General features: G+C 69.4%; 12 protein-coding genes. 1 reads left to right on the top strand and 11 read right to left on the bottom strand.

All coding sequences use genetic code 11. From position 1 onward, the window contains the following. Positions 1 to 53: 53 nt before the first annotated feature. From ACFT7S_RS01850 to ACFT7S_RS01810, 9 genes are all read right to left on the bottom strand, one after another. On the bottom strand, positions 54 to 2063 hold the full coding sequence (locus tag ACFT7S_RS01850; protein ID WP_382725535.1) for a glycosyltransferase: 2010 nt from the start codon (positions 2061 to 2063) through the stop codon (positions 54 to 56). Between the two features lie 35 nt (positions 2064 to 2098). After that, on the bottom strand, positions 2099 to 3595 hold the full coding sequence (locus ACFT7S_RS01845; protein WP_382725533.1) for an SDR family NAD(P)-dependent oxidoreductase: 1497 nt from the start codon (positions 3593 to 3595) through the stop codon (positions 2099 to 2101). Between the two features lie 88 nt (positions 3596 to 3683). Beyond that, complete coding sequence (locus ACFT7S_RS01840; protein ID WP_382725530.1) at positions 3684 to 5699, bottom strand: hypothetical protein; 2016 nt, start codon at positions 5697 to 5699, stop codon at positions 3684 to 3686. Between the two features lie 274 nt (positions 5700 to 5973). Next, entirely contained in the window at positions 5974 to 7038 is a 1065-nt protein-coding gene (locus ACFT7S_RS01835; RefSeq protein ID WP_382725527.1) for a signaling protein, read from the bottom strand. Between the two features lie 163 nt (positions 7039 to 7201). After that, positions 7202 to 9340 (bottom strand): 3-hydroxyacyl-CoA dehydrogenase NAD-binding domain-containing protein, encoded by a 2139-nt coding sequence (locus tag ACFT7S_RS01830; RefSeq protein ID WP_382725524.1) that lies wholly within the window; start codon positions 9338 to 9340, stop codon positions 7202 to 7204. A gap of 64 nt (positions 9341 to 9404) precedes the next feature. Further along, complete coding sequence (locus ACFT7S_RS01825; RefSeq protein WP_382725521.1) at positions 9405 to 10625, bottom strand: thiolase family protein; 1221 nt, start codon at positions 10623 to 10625, stop codon at positions 9405 to 9407. A 319-nt stretch (positions 10626 to 10944) separates the two neighbouring features. Continuing rightward, positions 10945 to 12219 carry an HRDC domain-containing protein gene (locus ACFT7S_RS01820; RefSeq protein WP_382725518.1) on the bottom strand — a complete coding sequence of 425 codons (1275 nt, stop codon included), beginning with the start codon at positions 12217 to 12219 and terminating at the stop codon, positions 10945 to 10947. 119 nt (positions 12220 to 12338) lie between these two features. Further along, on the bottom strand, positions 12339 to 13001 hold the full coding sequence (locus tag ACFT7S_RS01815; protein WP_173316431.1) for a response regulator transcription factor: 663 nt from the start codon (positions 12999 to 13001) through the stop codon (positions 12339 to 12341). A gap of 208 nt (positions 13002 to 13209) precedes the next feature. After that, positions 13210 to 13869: a DUF3000 domain-containing protein gene (locus ACFT7S_RS01810; RefSeq protein ID WP_382725514.1), complete on the bottom strand. Its 660-nt coding sequence runs from the start codon at positions 13867 to 13869 to the stop codon at positions 13210 to 13212. A 91-nt stretch (positions 13870 to 13960) separates the two neighbouring features. Between ACFT7S_RS01810 and hemE the strand changes: the two genes are divergently transcribed. Next, positions 13961 to 15073 (top strand): uroporphyrinogen decarboxylase, encoded by a 1113-nt coding sequence (gene hemE / locus ACFT7S_RS01805; protein ID WP_382725512.1) that lies wholly within the window; start codon positions 13961 to 13963, stop codon positions 15071 to 15073. 32 nt (positions 15074 to 15105) lie between these two features. Here hemE and ACFT7S_RS01800 read toward each other — a convergent pair whose 3' ends face one another. After that, the gene (locus ACFT7S_RS01800; RefSeq protein WP_382725509.1) at positions 15106 to 16488 is read right to left on the bottom strand and encodes an FAD-dependent oxidoreductase; all 1383 of its coding nucleotides are present in this window, start codon (positions 16486 to 16488) and stop codon (positions 15106 to 15108) included. Between the two features lie 82 nt (positions 16489 to 16570). Then, positions 16571 to 17560 carry a DUF4349 domain-containing protein gene (locus ACFT7S_RS01795; protein ID WP_382725506.1) on the bottom strand — a complete coding sequence of 330 codons (990 nt, stop codon included), beginning with the start codon at positions 17558 to 17560 and terminating at the stop codon, positions 16571 to 16573. Between the last annotated feature and the right edge of the window lie 67 nt (positions 17561 to 17627).

The following is a 17627-nucleotide window of genomic DNA, read 5'->3' as shown; positions in this document are numbered from 1 at the left end:
GAGGGCCCCTGGGGCTCTCCCGCCGTTCGTGTGTCCGGTTCCGCCGTGCGGGCTCAGGTGAGGAGCTTCAGCCCGACCGACAGGTAGTTGCTGTCCGTGTAGTACGGGTGGAAGCTCACCGACCGGCCCTGCGGGGTGGCGACGTTCCGCTTCGGGAACACGTTGACGGGCTTGCGCTGCACGATGTCGTCGCCGAAACGGCCGATCCGCAGCCGGTGCGCCGTGCCCGAGACCGTCAGATTCCCCGGAATGCTCAGGGAGAGATCCCAGATGGTGTCGAGCTCGATCATCCTGTCGGCGTACTGCTGGAGATCGAAGGTGAAACTGGCGCCGCCGTTGGAGAACGCGCAGGGGATCGTGAAGAACGACTCCTTGTTCTTGCGGCTCTGCGCGATGACGTGGGCACCCTGCCCGGTGACATCGACCTGCGGGCCGCCCTGGGCGGCAGCGACGCCCAGGGCGAAGATCTGCACGTTCAGATGCGATCCGGCCGACTCGATACCGAGGACCTCCGCGTGCGCGGGGAACTCGCGGGAGACGATCTGGAGGTAACCGCCGTTCGGGGAACGGGTGAAGGACCTGAAGCGCACCGGAGTCGAGTGGGCCGGGGTGGAGATGAGCGAATTCGCGGACTGCTGGAGCTCCTTGACCTTCACCCGGCGCATCACCCCGTCGTCCTCGCGGCGCAGGAGGACGTTCCAGGTCCCTGGTGCGAGCCGGAGCTGCGCCGGGATCGCCACGTAGTGCCCGTTGGCCGTCTGCTCCGCCGGGCCCGCCATCAGCGCCTGCCGTCCGTCCGCCGCGTTCACGCACAGGACGGTGAACCGGCTGCCGGGCGCACGGCTGGGGTCGACGACGAATTCGAGGTCGCCCGCGGACGTTGCGCGGCACAGCGCCTCGGGGCGGTAGTCGCGCGCCGTGAGCAGCCTGGAGAGGTACGCCTCGTATGTCTGGGCCTGGGCCTCGTTGCTGTAGTTACGGGCCTTCTCGACCGCGTTCGCGCCGAGCTGCGCCCGCGTATCGGCGTCTCCCATGAGCCAGTCGAGGTTCTTGGCGAACGCGTCGACATCGCCCACGGGAGACAGCGCCCCGTCCACTCCGTCGGTAATGATCTCGGAAGGACCGTGCGGGCCGGCGGTGCTGAGCACCGGGACCCCACAGGTCATGGCTTCCACGATCGTCAGACCGAACGTCTCGTCCGTCGAGGTCGAGGTGTGCAGCGCCGACTTGGCCAGCTCCTCACGAAGGTGCTGCGTGTGCCCCATGAGGAGGATGCGCTCGTTCGCGCCCAGGTCGTCGATGAGCTTGCGGAGCTTCGGCTTCTCCACACCGCTTCCGTAGACGCGCAGTGTCCAGTCGGGATACTTCCTGCCGAGCTGTGCGAAGGCGTTGACGAGGAGGTCGAACCGCTTCCAGTCGACCATGCGCCCCGATGAGGTGACGATCCGCGACTCGCGGACATCGGACCGCATGAACGTGCTGGTGACCGCGTTGGGAATGGCATGGAAGTCGGTCCCGACCGCACCGTACGCGTCCCGGTGCGTCTGGGCGTCCTTCGCGGTCACCGTCACGAAACCGTCCAGCTGCGGGATGGCCTCGTCCAGCATCTTTCGTGAAGCCGCGCTCTGGTGGTGGTAGTGCGTGTGTGCCTGGCCCAGGGTGATGTACTTCCCGGTGCCCAGGGTGGTCACGAGCGCGATGGTGCTGGGCGCCGTCGCGATGACGACGTCGGCGTCGGTGCTCTTGAGATAGCCGGCGGCACGCTCGTCCATGAGCCGGCTGTAGCGGTTCTTGTCGTCGGGCTTGAACCCGGCACCGGGGCAGTACTCCGTGGCGACCGCGTGCAGCGGATGGCCGAGATCCGGCGAGCCGTCGCGGGTGTCGACGAGCGTGCGCAGCGTGATGCTCGGATCGAACCGGAGCGGCGGGACGTCGTGGTACTGGAAGACGCTCACCAACTCGACCTCGTGCTGCCGGGCGGCGAGGGAGTTGGCGAGGGTCTGTGTGGCGACGGATGTACCGGCCTGCCCGTACGCGCTGTACATCAGGAATGCGATCTTCACAGGGTTCCCCTGGATCAGTGGCCGTGAGGCCCGGCTCAGATGGGCTGATTCTCGGAGTGATTCAGGATCTGCGAGAGCGCCGATTCGAAGGCCGAGTCGGGTGCAGACGTCGGGTCCTGTCGCCGTACGTCGATCACATGACCCGTCATCGCGGAGAGGAGCACGTCGAGCGAGCTGCGCGCGACCTCTTCCGAGGAGAGCAGCGATCCACTGGGCTCCTGCCCGAACGCCTTGGTCCGCATCGGGGTCGCGGTGCGCTCCGGATTCACGCAGTTGACGCGGATGCCGTCCTCGGCCCACTCGTCGGACAGCGCCTGGGTGAGGTTCACCATGGCGGCCTTGGTGGAGGAGTACAGGCTGTACTCGGCGCGTCCGCGGGTGTAGCTGCTGGACGTGAAGAGCAGCAACTGCCCGCTGGTCTCCGCGAGGTACTTGTACGAGGTACGGGCAATGTTCACCGGTGCGAGGTAGTTGACCTCCATCGCCTCGCGGACCGTGGCGTTGTCGGCCTGGTCCAGCCGGCCGATCCGGAGCACGCCCGCCGTGTTGACGACGAAGTCGATCCGGCCCGTCTCGGCGTACGCCCTGGCGAAGGCCTCGTCCACATGGTCGGGGTTCTCGACATGGGTGCCGGTCGTGGAGCGTCCGAGCGCGTAGACGCGCGCCCCGTACTCCTCCGCTATCCGGGCGATGTCGCCGCCGATTCCGTACGAGCCGCCGAACACGAGCATGGTCCTGCCCGCCAGCCGGTCCCGGTAGAACTCCTCGCCGCTGTGCGCCGGAGCCGTCGTGGAGGCCAGCTGGAACAGCTTGTCGGCGATGAAGACGTCGACGGGCTGGGTGACCTTCATGTTGTACTCGTCGCCCGTCACCACGTGGACGGGCACGTCGGGCAGGTACTTCACGACGACCGAGCAGTCGTCGGTCGCCTGGAAGAACGGGTCTGCGGCGGCCTGTTCGTACGCCGCGCGGATGGTGGAGAGCCGGAACCCCTGAGGGGTCTGTCCCCGCCGGAGCCTGGCGCGGTCGGGCACCTCGGTGATGAACTCGCCGTCGTCCCCGTGCGTCCTGGTGACGATGACGGTGTCGGCCGACGGGATGGCCACGTCGACGGCACGGTAGCGGTCCAGCGCGGCCACGCATTCCTTCACCACCCGCTGGGACAGCAACGGACGCACGGCGTCGTGGAACAGCAGATTGCAGTCCTCGTCGTCGCCGAGCCGCTCGGACACCGCCCGTATCGCGATGTTCGTCGTCTCGCTGCGGGTGCTGCCCCCGGCCAGTACCACCGACACCTTGCGCAGTCCGGCCCCGGCGACGATCTTCTCGGCCTCGGCCACATGAGTCGGCGTCATCAGCACGATGACGTCGTCGATGTCCGGAGCGGTCTCGAAGATGCGCAGGGTGTGCTCCAGGATGGGCTTCCCCGCGATCTTGATGAGCTGCTTGGGGATGGCGAGCCCGATGCGCTGCCCGGTGCCACCGGCGAGGACAACTGCGACAGTACGGCGACGGGTGGCGCGCGTGGTCAAGACGTTCCTGCTTCCTGCTGAGGGTGAGGATGAGCGAGAGGTCCGGACGGGTCCGGAGAGCCTCGTTGTGCGCAGCGGCCGGCTGCGGTCAGGCGGGCTGACGCGGCTGCTGGCCGGGAAAGTCCGGCTGGTCCGGGTACTCGACGGGGAAGTCCTGCAGTCCGCGAAGGTAGAGATTGTTCGCGGCCTCGGCGAAGCGGACGGTCGACGGCGGACTGTCCGGCCCCAGCAGGTATTCCTTGAGCTGCTCCCGGTACGGGGCCATCACGTCCTGGTCCACGGAGAGCATGGCGGTGAGGGCCATCTCCAGACCGTTGCACTCGGAGTCGAGCAGATACGACGCGTACGCCGTGCGCTGCTCGTTGCGGAAGTCCGCGTCAGGGAGACCGTCGAGATTGAAGATGGCGTACGGCTTGCGGGTCGCCACGAAGTCCGAGACCACGCTCGACATGTCGCCGATGAGAAGGTCCGAGTGGTTGAAGCAGTCGTACAGCGTGGGCACCTTGTCGGTCACCACGTGGTGCGCGTCGACGGGCAGCGAGTCCCAGTAGAGCGTGCCGGCCTGGTCACGGAACTTACGGATACGGGTGGTCCGCTCGTCCTCGGTCAGGTCCGGGTACTTGGAGCGGACACCGCGCTCCTGGAGCGCGGCGAGGCGCTTGTCGATACGTGCCAGTCGGCGGGCCGCGGTCTTCGAGTCGAGGATCTTGCGTCCGAACCGGCGGGCGTTGTCTTCCTGGAGGAGCGAGATGATGCGCCGGTGCGCGGCCGCCGCGGCGGGGGAGCGGGTGCCGGTCAGCGGGTGGGGCTTGTAGATGATCCGCAGCTGGCGCTCGTACGAGAGCAGCGTACGGATGAGGTGCTCGCCGGCCGGGATGACGGAGGTGTAGCAGGCGTCGTCCGTCCAGCCTTCCCAGGTGGGGGCGTAGATGACGGTGGGTATCTCATTGTCGACCGAGCCCGTCCAGCGACGCAGGGGCATCAGCTGCGGCCGGCCGACCTCGACGATCTGATGGGTGGTCACCGCGTGCTTGATGCGCTCGTAGCGGTCGCGTCCGGCGCGTCCCGCCACCCAGATCTCGTCGAACACCTTGCTGACGCGGTTGCTGCTGGCGAGCTTGTCGCTGTCGCCGTGACCGATGAAGACGTGCTTGACCTCGTGCCGCTGGAGCATGTGCACGTTCTTTCCGGCGTTGCCGGGGTAGAGCGTGACCCGGAGCTCGGGCATCTCGACGCGGGCCAGGTACTCGGCCTTCGGGACGCAGATGACCGGCACGGACGTGGCGTCCAGGAAGCGCAGCGTGGCCCGTTCGCGCAGCACGATGATGGGGCGCAGGTCCAGCGACTCCAGCGACTCCAGCCACATGTTCACCTGGTACATGAAGTCCCGGGAGACGGCGGCGAAGGTGAAGTACAGCGCGACCTGGGGCCGGTACTGCCCGAGCTGCCAGTTCAGCTCGTCGATGGCTTCGTCGGGGGTGGGCAGGACCAGCGCGTTCCGGGCACCCGGCAGGAGGACGAGTACGGCCAGGAAGGCGAACCAGACCGTGGCGATCCCGCCGAAGGTCACGTACTTCCAGTTGTCCGTGGCGATGGTGCCGATCGCACCGGCGACCAGCGGGATGTCCAGGTGCAGCATCTTGCGGACATGCCTGCTGGTCAGGAACGGGTGCGGCAGGCGGCGGATGCCCAGCGCTTCGAGATCCAGTCCGCGTGTCGTGAACGGCAGCGCCGCGCGTTCGGACTTGACCCGCTTGATCAGAGCTCCGTAGACGAGCTGCAGGGTGAAGAGGAGCAGCAGCCCCACCGACGTCATCTGGACGACGAACGAGTCGAGGTCGATGATGGCGCCGCAGAGGGCCAGCAGCAGGAACTGCCGGATCAGGAAGCGGATGGTGAGTCCGAAGCGGGAGTCTCTCAGCCGGTCCAGGGTCGAGGACTCGGCCGTGTGCAGGAGCAGGTCAGCCAGGTAGCTGATGGCTGCGGCGCAGGCGAAGACGGGGAGTGAAACCATCACGACCGCTGCCATCATTGCGACGAAGCTGAGCACCAGAGCAGCTGTGATCAGGACCCCCAGCGCGGCCTGACGTTGTGGCTTGCCCATGGACGGCCGACCCCTCCTTCAAATGATCGTGTGCGGCGTCTGGCTTCGGTGCCAGCCAGGAACAGGGACTGCCGCACGTCACAGTGGGGGGCCGTTCCGCGAGATGACCGAGGTGCGGACGGTGCGTAAGGAACTTGTGAAGCATCCGGTCAAACTTTAGACACTTGGTGCATCGTTCGAGAACTTTCAAGGGTTAAAAGTCGAACAAACGGGGTCTGGATACCGAACAGTTATGAAACAGAGGGCCGCTGTGTGATCGGATGGGCGACAAGTCTCACCCTCGGTGATCATCGCCGGTCCGGTCGCGGCGGGCCCTGACCGGACACGCGTAGACCGCGAGGTCCCGCCGCTCGGGTGTCTTGACCGAGAAGCCCATGCAGAGCCGCGGTTCCGGTGCCGTCCGCACGGCGATGCCCTCGGGTTCACGGAAGTGCAGCTCCGGGGCCACGGTCACCTTGCGGCGGCCCGCGACCCTGCCGGTCCTCACCTCGATCGCCGACACGAAGGTGTCGCCCCCGGCCGACGGAGGGTTGGAGCCGGCCTCGTCCGTGTAGCCCTTGCCGGTCAGCTGGTAGATGTGGTCCCCGTGCAGTGCGCACCCCTGGACCCACTCACCGTCCCGCAGCGCGACATCGGCGACGGTGTGCAGTGGTTCGTACCGCCCGTCGAGGAAGTCGTCCATCCGGTAGACCGCGTAGTGGTGCGCGTCCCCGGACCAGTGGCTCACCAGGACATGACGGCCCGCCAGGTCGACGGCTGGATGGAGCTGGTGGCTGCTGGGCAGGGGCCGGTGATGCCGTACCGCGGGCGACGAACTGTCGAGTACGGCCCCGTCGCGGAAAGGGACCCGCGCGACGGCGCGTCCGTAGCCGGTCCGCTCGTCCACGTCGGACTCCACCCAGAGCAGCACGTCAGCGCCGGACGGCTCCACGCCCATCGAGATGCCGTGGCCGAATCCCCGGAGATACATGTGCCCGGCGGCGGCCCCGGAGAGGGACAGGACCGAGACGCACATATCGCCTGCCAGTCGCCGTTCCCGTCCGGACCGGGGCTCCTTCTCGTCGGGCAGCCGGAGCCCGCCCGGCATGACCTGGAGCGCGTACACGTGGCCGCGCTCGTCGTCGAAGGCGATCGACTGAGGCCCGTTGACGGTGCGCAGCGGGCTCGGTGGCAGCAGCTCCGCTGCCTCGTCGACGGCGAACAGCCCGACCGTACCGGCGGGCCTGCCGTCGTCCGGCCCGCTCACGCGGGCCGATACACCACCCACGGCGGCGATCACCGCGCCACCGCCCGCGAAGAGGACGGCTCTGCGGCCGATGTGGCTCCTGAAGCCCGCCATGCTGCGTGTGAATGCCGTTCTGCCCGGGGACGGCACACCGTCCACCTCATCTGGGGTGAGATCCGGCATTCTGTCACCACCCCGCCGAGACCGGACGACCCGGGCACGAGCGAAGGGTACGACTCGTCGCCGAGCCGTACCCTTCGTCGATCGTTCGCGGACGTTACGCGGGAACGCTCGCCACGCCCGGTGCCAGGAACTTCTTGCCGTTGACGCGCTCCGAGATGCCCGCCCGGTCCAGGTACGGCGTGATGCCGCCCAGGTGGAAGGGCCAGCCCGCGCCGGTGATCAGGCAGAGGTCGATGTCCTGGGCCTCGGCGACGACGCCCTCGTCCAGCATCAGGCCGATCTCCTGCGCCACCGCGTCCAGGACGCGGTCACGGGCCTGCTCCTCGGTCAGGACGACATCGCCCTGCTTGAGGAGTGCGGCGACCTCCGGGTCCAGCTCCGGCTTGGCTGGATTCTCGGCGGAGTGGACGTAGAAGCCGCGCTTGCCGGCCTTCACGACCGCCGCGAGGTTCTCGGAGACCGTGAAGCGCTCCGGGAAGGCGCGGTTCAGGGTCTCGGAGACGTGGAGGCCGATGGCCGGGCCGACCAGCTCCAGGAGGACCAGCGGGGACATCGGCAGACCGAGGGGCTCGACGGCCTTCTCGGCGACGGCGACCGGGGTGCCCTCGTCGATGACGTTCTGGATCTCGCCCATGAAGCGGGTCAGGATGCGGTTGACGACGAACGCCGGGGCGTCCTTCACCAGCACCGCGGTCTTCTTCAGCTTCCGCGCGACACCGAAGGCCGTGGCCAGCGAGGCGTCGTCGGTCTGCTCGCCGCGGACGATCTCCAGCAGCGGCAGGATCGCGACCGGGTTGAAGAAGTGGAAGCCGACGACCCGCTCGGGGTTCTTCAGCTTCGACGCCATCTCGGTGACCGAGAGGGACGAGGTGTTGGTGGCGAGGATCGCGTGCGCCGGGGCGACCGCCTCGACCTCCGCGAACACCTGCTGCTTGACGCCGATCTCCTCGAAGACGGCCTCGATGATGAAGTCGGCGTCGGAGAAGCCCTCCGCCTTGTCCAGCACACCGGAGACCAGGCCCTTGAGACGGTTGGCCTTGTCCTGGTTGATGCGGCCCTTGCCGAGCAGCTTCTCGATCTCGGCGTGGACATAGCCCACACCCTTGTCGACCCGCGCCTGGTCGATGTCCGTGAGGACGACCGGGACCTCGAGGCGGCGGAGGAACAGAAGGGCGAGCTGGCTGGCCATGAGACCCGCACCCACCACGCCGACCTTGGTGACCGGACGGGCCAGCGCCTTGTCCGGGGCACCGGCCGGGCGCTTGGCGCGCTTCTGGACCAGGTTGAAGGCGTAGATGCCGGAGCGCAGCTCGCCGCCCATGATCAGGTCCGCGAGGGCCTGGTCCTCGGCGTCGAAGCCGGCGCTCAGGTCGCCGTCCTTGGCCGCGGCGATGATGTCCAGCGCGCGGTACGCGGCCGGGGCCGCCCCGTGCACCTTGGAGTCGGCGATGGCCCTGCCGCGCGCGACGGCCTGGTCCCAGGCGTCACCGCGGTCCACGTCCGGGCGCTCCACCGTGACCGTGCCGTTGAGCACGGACGCGGTCCAGATCAGCGACTGCTCCAGGAAGTCGGCGCCGTCGAAGAGCGCGTCGGCGATCCCGAGCTCGAAGACCTGCTTGCCCTTGAGCTGACGGTTCTGGTTCAGCGAGTTCTCGATGATCACCGAGACCGCGCGGTCGGCGCCGATCAGGTTGGGAAGCAGCGCGCAGCCGCCCCAGCCGGGGACCAGGCCGAGGAAGACCTCGGGCAGCGAGAAGGCGGGGAGCGCCTTGGTGACGGTGCGGTACGAGCAGTGCAGACCGACCTCGACACCGCCGCCCATGGCAGCGCCGTTGTAGTACGCGAACGTCGGGACCGCGAGACCGGAGAGCCGACGGAAGACGTCGTGGCCGCCCTTGCCGATGGCCAGCGCGTCCTTGTGCTCCTTCAGGAGCTCGACGCCCTTGAGGTCGGCGCCGACCGCGAAGATGAACGGCTTGCCGGTGACACCGATACCGGTGATCGCGCCCTCGGCGGCCTCCTTCTCGACCTGGTCGATGGCGGCGTTCAGGTTCGCCAGCGACTGCGGTCCGAAGGTGGTCGGCTTGGTGTGGTCCAGGCCGTTGTCCAGCGTGATCAGCGCGAACCTGCCGGCGCCCGCCGGGAGGTCGAGGTGGCGCACGTGCGCCTGGGTGACGACCTCGCCGGGGAACAGCTCGGCCGCACCCTTCAGAAGCTCAGTGGTGGAGCTCATGCCTGACCCTCGCTTCGCTCGGCCCGGCATTCGCTCAGGCTGCACCTCTTGTCTGTTCGCTCGCTCACGCGTTGCCTCCGTTGAAGTTCGGGTTCTCCCAGACGACCGTCGCGCCCATGCCGAAGCCGACGCACATGGTCGTCAGGCCGTAGCGGACCTCGGGCTGCTCCTCGAACTGGCGGGCCAGCTGCGTCATCAGACGCACACCGGAGGAGGCCAGCGGGTGACCGTAGGCGATCGCGCCGCCGTACTGGTTCACACGGGCGTCGTCGTCGGCGATGCCGTAGTGCTCCAGGAAGGCGAGCACCTGCACGGCGAACGCCTCGTTGATCTCGAAGAGACCGATGTCGGAGATGGAGAGCCCGGCCTTTGCCAGGGCCTTCTCGGTCGCCGGGATCGGGCCGTAGCCCATGACCTCCGGCTCGACGCCCACGTAGGCGTACGAGACGAGGCGCATCTTGACCGGGAGGCCCAGCTCGCGGGCGACGTCCTCGGCGGCGAGCAGCGAGGCGGTGGCGCCGTCGTTGAGACCCGCGGCGTTACCGGCCGTCACGCGGCCGTGGGCGCGGAACGGGGTCTTCAGACCGGCCAGGGACTCCATCGTGGTGCTCGGACGCATCGGCTCGTCGGCGGTGACCAGGCCCCAGCCCGTCTCACCGGCTTCGGCGTTGGTGCGGCGCACGGAGACCGGAACCAGGTCCTGCTGGATCTTGCCGTCGGCGTACGCCTTGGCGGCCTTCTCCTGCGAACGCACCGCGTACTCGTCGGCGCGCTGCTTGGTGATCGTGGGGTACCGGTCGTGCAGGTTCTCCGCGGTCATGCCCATGAACAGGGCGGACTCGTCGACCAGCTTCTCCGATAGGAAGCGCGGGTTCGGGTCCACGCCCTCACCCATCGGGTGGCGGCCCATGTGCTCGACACCACCGGCGACGACGACGTCGTACGCGCCGAAGGCGATGGAACCGGCCGTCGACGTGACGGCGGTCAGCGCGCCCGCGCACATGCGGTCGATCGAGTAACCGGGGACGGACTGCGGCAGACCGGCCAGGATTCCGGCGGTACGGCCCAACGTCAGGCCCTGGTCGCCGATCTGCGTGGTCGCGGCGATGGCGACCTCGTCGATCTTCGCGGGGTCCAGGTCCGGGTTGCGGCGCAGCAGCTCCCGGATGGCCTTCACGACGAGATCGTCGGCGCGGGTCTCGTGGTAGATGCCCTTCGGGCCCGCTTTGCCGAACGGGGTGCGGACGCCGTCGACGAAGACGACGTCCCGGATGGTACGAGGCACGGTGGCTCTCCTCCAGGGTGCGGGATGGCACTGCTGCGGGGCGCACTGGGAAAGCGCGCCGCCGCCCTCATGCTACTTGCGGGTAACCAGACTGCCCACCCCTCACGACCGGAGCGGTGAACGTCACACGCCCGTCGCCGCACGGCGGTCACAGGCAGTGATCGTCCGGCCCCTCGGCACCGAAATTGCGCGACGCCGTCAACCTGGCGTGATTTCGATCCTCTTCGAGGGGCGATCGGACCGCTCCCGTGTCCTCCCGCACCAACAGAACACCCCCGGCCGGTCGGCCAGGGGTGTCGGTGTCGCAGGAGGGGCGGGATCAGGCGTCGGTGTTCAGCGCCCGGAAAAGGAGCGGGGAGACCTGTTCGATCTGCCAGCGTCGCGCCCCGTAACCGGCGAGCGTGTCCTCCAGCGAGGACGGCGTCATGCTCTGCGGCGGCTCCCAGCAGACCCGGCGCACGGTGTCCGGCGTGATCAGGTTCTCCTGCGGCATGTTCAGCCGCTCGGCGAGCTCCGACACCGCGGCGCGGGCCGCCGACAGACGGGCCGCGGCCGCCGGGTCCTTGTCCGCCCAGGAGCGGGGCGGCGGCGGTCCCGCGAGCTGCTGGCCCGGCTGCGGGAGCTCGGACTCCGGCAGCGCCCTGGCCCGGTCGACGGCCGCCTGCCACTGCTCCAGCTGACGGCGGCCCATGCGGTGGCCGAAGCCGGGCAGGGCGGTCAGGGCCTGCACGGTGAGGGGGAGCGCCAGCGCGGCCTCCACGATCGCGCCGTCGCCGAGGACCTTGCCGGGCGAGATGTCACGGCGCTGCGCGACCTGGTCCCGGGTGTTCCACAGCTCCCGCACGACCGCCATCTGACGGCGGCGGCGCACCTTGTGCATGCCGGATGTACGGCGCCACGGGTCCTTGCGCGGGGGTGCGGGCGGCGCCGAGGCGATCGCCTCGAACTCCTCCTGGGCCCACTCCAGCTTGCCCTGTCGGTCCAGCTCCTCCTCCAGGGCGTCGCGCAGATCGATCAGCAGCTCGACGTCGAGAGCGGCGTAGCGCAGCCAGGGGTCGGGAAGGGGACGGGTGGACCAGTCGACGGCGGAGTGCCCCTTCTCCAGCGCGTAACCCAGCACGCTCTCGACCATCGCGCCGAGGCCGACGCGCGGGAAGCCCGCAAGCCGTCCGGCGAGCTCGGTGTCGAAGAGCCCGGTGGGGATCATGCCTATTTCGCGCAGACAGGGAAGGTCCTGGGTCGCGGCGTGCAGAATCCACTCGCTGTCGGAGAGGGTGGCGCCCAGTCCCGACAGGTCCGGGCAGCCGACCGGGTCGATGAGCGCACTGCCCGCGCCCTCACGGCGCAGCTGTACGAGGTAGGCGCGCTGGCCGTAGCGGTACCCGGAGGCACGCTCGGCGTCGACGGCCACGGGGCCGGTGCCCGCGGCGAAGGCGGAGATCACCTGGGCCAGGGCGTCGTCGGACGCCACCACCGGGGGAATGCCCTCGCGCGGTTCGAGCAAGGGGATCGGCGCCGGGGCGACGTCGTCCGGGGGAGCGCCCCCGGTGGTTCGCAGTGAAGTGTCTTCTGCGGTCTCTTGGGCGTCGGTCACATGTCAAGGGTATCTGTGTATGTACAGCGCCCGTCGACGGAATGATCCGTCGGCGGGCGCTGATGCACGTATTCCAGCCGGGGCCGCATCCGTGCACGTGGCGGCCGGGGCAGTGGCGGTCAGTGGATGATGCCCGTCCGCAGGGCCACGGCGACCATTCCTGCGCGGTCTCCGGTGCCGAGCTTGCGGGCGATGCGGGCGAGATGGGACTTGACGGTCAGGGCGGAGAGGCCCATCGAGACGCCGATGGCCTTGTTGGACTGGCCTTCGGCGACCAGGCGGAGCACCTCCACCTCGCGGCCTGACAGTTCGCGGTAGCCGCCCGGGTGGCTCGGGGAACCGGGAGGCCGACGGTGCATACGGGCGGCATTGGCGCCGATCGGTGCGACGCCGGGACGGGTGGGGTGGCCGATGTTCGTACGGGTGCCGGTGACGACATAGCCCTTCACGCCGCCCGCGAGGGCGTTGCGCACGGCACCGATGTCGTCGGCGGCGGAGAGGGCAAGGCCGTTCGGCCAGCCCGCGGCTCGGGTCTCGGACAGCAGGGTCAGCCCGGAACCGTCGGGCAGGTGGACCTCGGCAACGCAGATGTCGCGCGGGTTGCCGATTCGGGGACGGGCCTCCGCGATGGACGACGCCTCGATGACGTCACGAACTCCGAGTGCCCACAGGTGCCGGGTGACGGTGGAACGGACACGGGGGTCGGCGACGACGACCATGGCCGTCGGCTTGTTCGGGCGGTAGGCGACCAGGCTTGCGGGCTGCTCGAGGAGAACGGACACCAGGCCTCCTGGGGAGTGGCGGGACGGGCCGGCTCGGGGATGAAGCCGGGGCGAACCGTGCTTGAAGGGTCATTGACCTCTTCGGCAGCAGACCCGTCCTCCTTTAGAGGAAGATCACGATTTGGTGAGTAACAATTCGGGCAAATAGGACGCGCGATCGATTGTACGAAAAGAGAGCCGGTGAATGTGCGATCAATGTGACACAGCGTTATGGAAGCTGGGGTCCTCGCCACTGAGGCAGTGTCACCACTGTTGCCTCGGAAATCCCCGACGGCGGCAGCCCGGCGATCTGGCAGAGCAGATCACCCCACGCCACCAGGTGCGCCGCCGCGTCCGGGACCCCGCCGCGCCCCTCGCGGGGCGTCCAGGAGGCCCTGATCTCGATCTGGGTCGCGGGTCGGCGCGAGGAGAGCGCACCGAAGTAGTGCGATCCGGCGCGCGTCACGGTGCCGCCCGCCTCCCCGTACGACAGACCGCGTGCGTCCAGCGCCCCCGTCAGCCAGGACCAGCACACCTCGGGCAACAGCGGGTCGGCAGCCATCTCCGGCTCCAGCTCCGCCCGTACGAGCGTCACCAGGCGGAAGGTGCCCTGCCAGGCGTCGTGCCCGGACGGATCGTGCAGGAGTACGAGACGGCCGTCGGCGAGATCGTCCTCGCCGTCGACGACCGCCGCCTCCAGGGCGTACGCGTGCGGAGCGAGGCGCTGAGGCGGCCTCGTCGGCTCGACCTCGAGTTCTGGACGGAGCCGCGCGGAGCGCAACGCGTCGACCGCCGACCGGAACGCCGGCGGGACGGATGCCTCCTCCGTTCTGTCCTTGCTGTCAGCGCCATCGGAATGATCGGAATATTGTCCCTGAGCCGGAGCCATGCGGGGAAGAGTAGGCGGAACCGGAGCCTCGCGCAGGGAGGGACACCCTGGCGGCACAAGCTCCTTACGCCGTCATGCGAAGATTCTTGGCGTGAGTGCCAACGAACTTCCCCAAGCTCTCGACTCCGCTCGAGCAGGGGATACCCCATCCTCGGGCCAGCAGACGACGTCATCCGCCACCCATGAGTCGGCGTTCCTCAAGGCATGCCGGCGTGAACCCGTGCCGCACACCCCGGTCTGGTTCATGCGACAGGCGGGGCGCTCGCTTCCCGAGTACCTGAAGGTCCGCGAGGGCATCGCGATGCTCGACTCCTGCATGATGCCGGAGCTCGTCACCGAGATCACGCTGCAGCCCGTGCGCCGCCACAAGGTCGACGCCGCGATCTACTTCAGCGACATCGTCGTCCCGCTCAAGGCCATCGGCATCGACCTCGACATCAAGCCCGGGGTCGGCCCGGTGATCGCCGAGCCGATCCGTACCCGCGCAGACCTGGCCCGGCTGCGCGACCTCACGCCCGAGGACGTCCCGTATGTCACCGAGGCCATCGGCATGCTCACCGCCGAGCTGGGGTCCACTCCACTCATCGGTTTCGCCGGAGCACCGTTCACTCTCGCGAGCTACCTCGTCGAGGGCGGCCCGTCCCGCAACCACGAGCGCACCAAGGCAATGATGTACGGCGACCCGGAGCTCTGGGCCGACCTGCTCGACCGGCTCGCGGAGATCACCGGCGCCTTCCTGAAGGTCCAGATCGAGGCCGGTGCGTCGGCGGTCCAGCTCTTCGACTCCTGGGTGGGCGCCCTGGCCCCCGCCGACTACCGGCGCTCCGTGCTGCCCGCCTCCACGAAGGTCTTCGACGCCGTCGCGTCGTACGGCGTCCCGCGCATCCACTTCGGTGTCGGCACCGGTGAGCTCCTCGGCCTGATGGGCCAGGCCGGTGCGGATGTCGTCGGCGTCGACTGGCGGGTCCCGATGGACGAGGCCGCACGCCGCGTCGGCCCCGGCAAGGCGCTCCAGGGCAACCTCGACCCGGCGGTGCTGTTCGCTCCGACCACGGCGGTGGAGGAGAAGACCCGCGAGGTGCTGGACGCGGCTGCCGGCCTGGAGGGCCACATCTTCAACCTGGGCCACGGGGTCATGCCGTCGATGGACCCGGACGCGCTGACCCGGCTCGTGGAGTACGTGCACACGCAGACGGCGCGCTAGGGCCTGTCCGGCGGATCGCCCTGTCCGGTACGTCAGGCGGTGCCCGCCTGACGTACCGCCGCGTTCGCCTTGCGGGCCGCCACCAGGATCGGGTCCCAGACCGGTGAGAACGGCGGGGCGTAGCCGAGGTCGAGCGCCGTCATCTGGTCCACGGTCATCCCCGCGGTGAGCGCCACCGCCGCGATGTCCACGCGCTTCGCCGCCCCCTCGCGGCCCACGATCTGCACACCGAGCAGCCGGCCCGTGCGGTACTCCGCGAGCATCTTCACCGTCATCAGCTGCGCCCCCGGGTAGTAGCCGGCCCGGCCGGTCGACTCGATCGTCGCCGTGACGTACCGCAGCCCGACCGCCTTCGCGTCCTTCTCCCGCAGCCCGGTCCTGGCGATCTCCAGGTCGCAGACCTTGCTCACCGCCGTACCGACGACTCCGGGGAACGTCCCGTAGCCGCCGCCCACGTTCGCCCCGATGACCTGGCCGTGCTTGTTGGCGTGGGTGCCCAGCGCGATGTGGCGGAGCCGGCCCGAGACCAGGTCCAGGACCTCGACGCAGTCGCCGCCCGCCCAGATGTTCTCGTGGCCCATGACGCGCATCGACGGGTCCGTCAGCAGCCCGCCGTGCGCACCGAGCGGGAGGCCCGCCGCGCCGGCCAGTGTCGTCTCCGGTGTGACGCCGATGCCGAGCACCACGACATCGGCCGGGTAGGTCTCCGCGCCCGTGGCGACGGCCGTGACCCGGCCGTCGGGGCCGGTGAGGATCTTCGTGACCGCCGCACCGCTCACCGTCGTGATGCCCAGGCCGTCCATCGCCTCGTGCACGAGGCGGCCCATGTCCGGGTCGAGCGTCGCCATCGGCTGCGCCCCGCGGTTGAGGACGGTGACCTCGAAGCCGCGGTTCAGCATCGCCTCCGCCATCTCGACGCCGATGTAGCCCGCGCCGACGACGACCGCACGCCGGCCCGGCGCCCGGTCCAGGGAGTCCAGCAGTGCCTGCCCGTCGTCCAGGGTCTGCACCCCGTGGACACCTTCGGCGTCCATCCCCGGCAGTTCCGGGCGGACCGGGCGGGCGCCCGTCGCGATCACCAGCTTGTCGAAGCCCGTCCAGGACGTCTCGCCGCTGTCCCGGTCCACGGCGCGCACCCGCTGTCCGGCGACGTCGATCTCCGTCACCTCGGTGCGCATCCGCAGATCGATGGCGCGGGCCCGGTGCTCCTCGGGCGTACGGGCGATGAGGTCGTCCCGCTGCTCGACGTCGCCGCCCACCCAGTACGGGATGCCGCAGGCGGAGTACGAGGTGAAGTGGCCCCGTTCGAAAGCGACGACGCTCAGTTCGCCGGGCCCCTTGAACCTGCGGGCCTGCGACGCGGCGGACATGCCCGCCGCGTCGCCTCCGATGACGACCAGTCGCTCCGCTGCCATGCCGGGTCCCTTCGCCGTGCGTGTCCAGTGGCCAACGCTACGACGTTGTGCGGGTTGCTCGGCCTTCGGCCCCGCTGTGCCCTCAATCGCCGGACGGGCTCGAATGCGTCGCTTCGGACGGGTCGGAGGACGTGGCCACGGACGGGCTCGACTGCGGGCCGGCTGCCGGGCTCTTCCGGGTGCGGCGCAGGCGGCGCCAGACCAGCAGGGCGATCGCCGCCACTGCGAGGAACGGGGCCGACGCCCCGATCGCCATGGCGACCCAGCGCAGCATCGTCACGAACGCGTCCCAGCCGCCTCCCAGCGCGTCCAGGAAGCCCGGCTCGTCGTCGCCCTGCTTCGCGGCCGGGGAATCCGGCTCCACGAGGTCGAGCGTGATCGTCGCCATCGAGGTGCGGTCCTTCAGGCCGGCCTGCTGGGCGAGGAGGGACTCCAAGGACGCCTGGCGGCTGCTCAGTTCACCTTCCAGCGTGACCACGTCGGAGAGCTTCTCGGCCTGGTCCATCAGCTTCCGGACCCGGGCGACGCTCGCCTTCTGGGTGGCGATCCGGCTGTCGACGTCGACGACCTCGTCGGTGACGTCCTTCGCGTTCGACGTACGCGACAGGAGCTTCCCGGAACCCGCGAGACTCCGCAGGACATCCCCGTACCGGTCCTCGGGCACGCGCAGCACGAGGTGCGAGCTCTCGTGCTCGTCGTCGATCCGCTCCGTGGTCTCGTTCGATACGAGCCCCCCGGCGCCCTCCGCCGTGGCCCGGGCCCCCGCCACCGCCTTCGGTACGTTCTTCACCTCGACGAACAGCGTGGCCGTGCGGATGACGTGGGTGACGGCCGACTTCGGCTTGTCGGCCTCCGCCGCGCTCTTGGAGCCGTCGGCGTACTTCCCCCCGGACCTGTCCGCCGCCGAACCTGCGCCACCCTCCTTCGAGTCCGACTGCGCGATGCCCTTGTCGGCCCCGTTGTCGCCGGAACCGGCACCGCAGCCGCCGACGGCCAGCAGGGTGGCGAGCATCCCCGCGGCCAGAGCCGCTGTGGTGCGCCGGGTCCGGCCTGTGTGCAGTCTGGTGTCCATAACTGGTCCCCCCAGGGTGGTGGTTGACGTTGCCGGTTCGACGTACGGGACCCCGGTGCGGGTTGCC

This window comes from Streptomyces sp. NPDC057136 (genome assembly GCF_042670885.1).
GTDB lineage: Bacteria > Actinomycetota > Actinomycetes > Streptomycetales > Streptomycetaceae > Streptomyces.
This window is presented reverse-complemented; position numbering and strand designations above follow the sequence as displayed.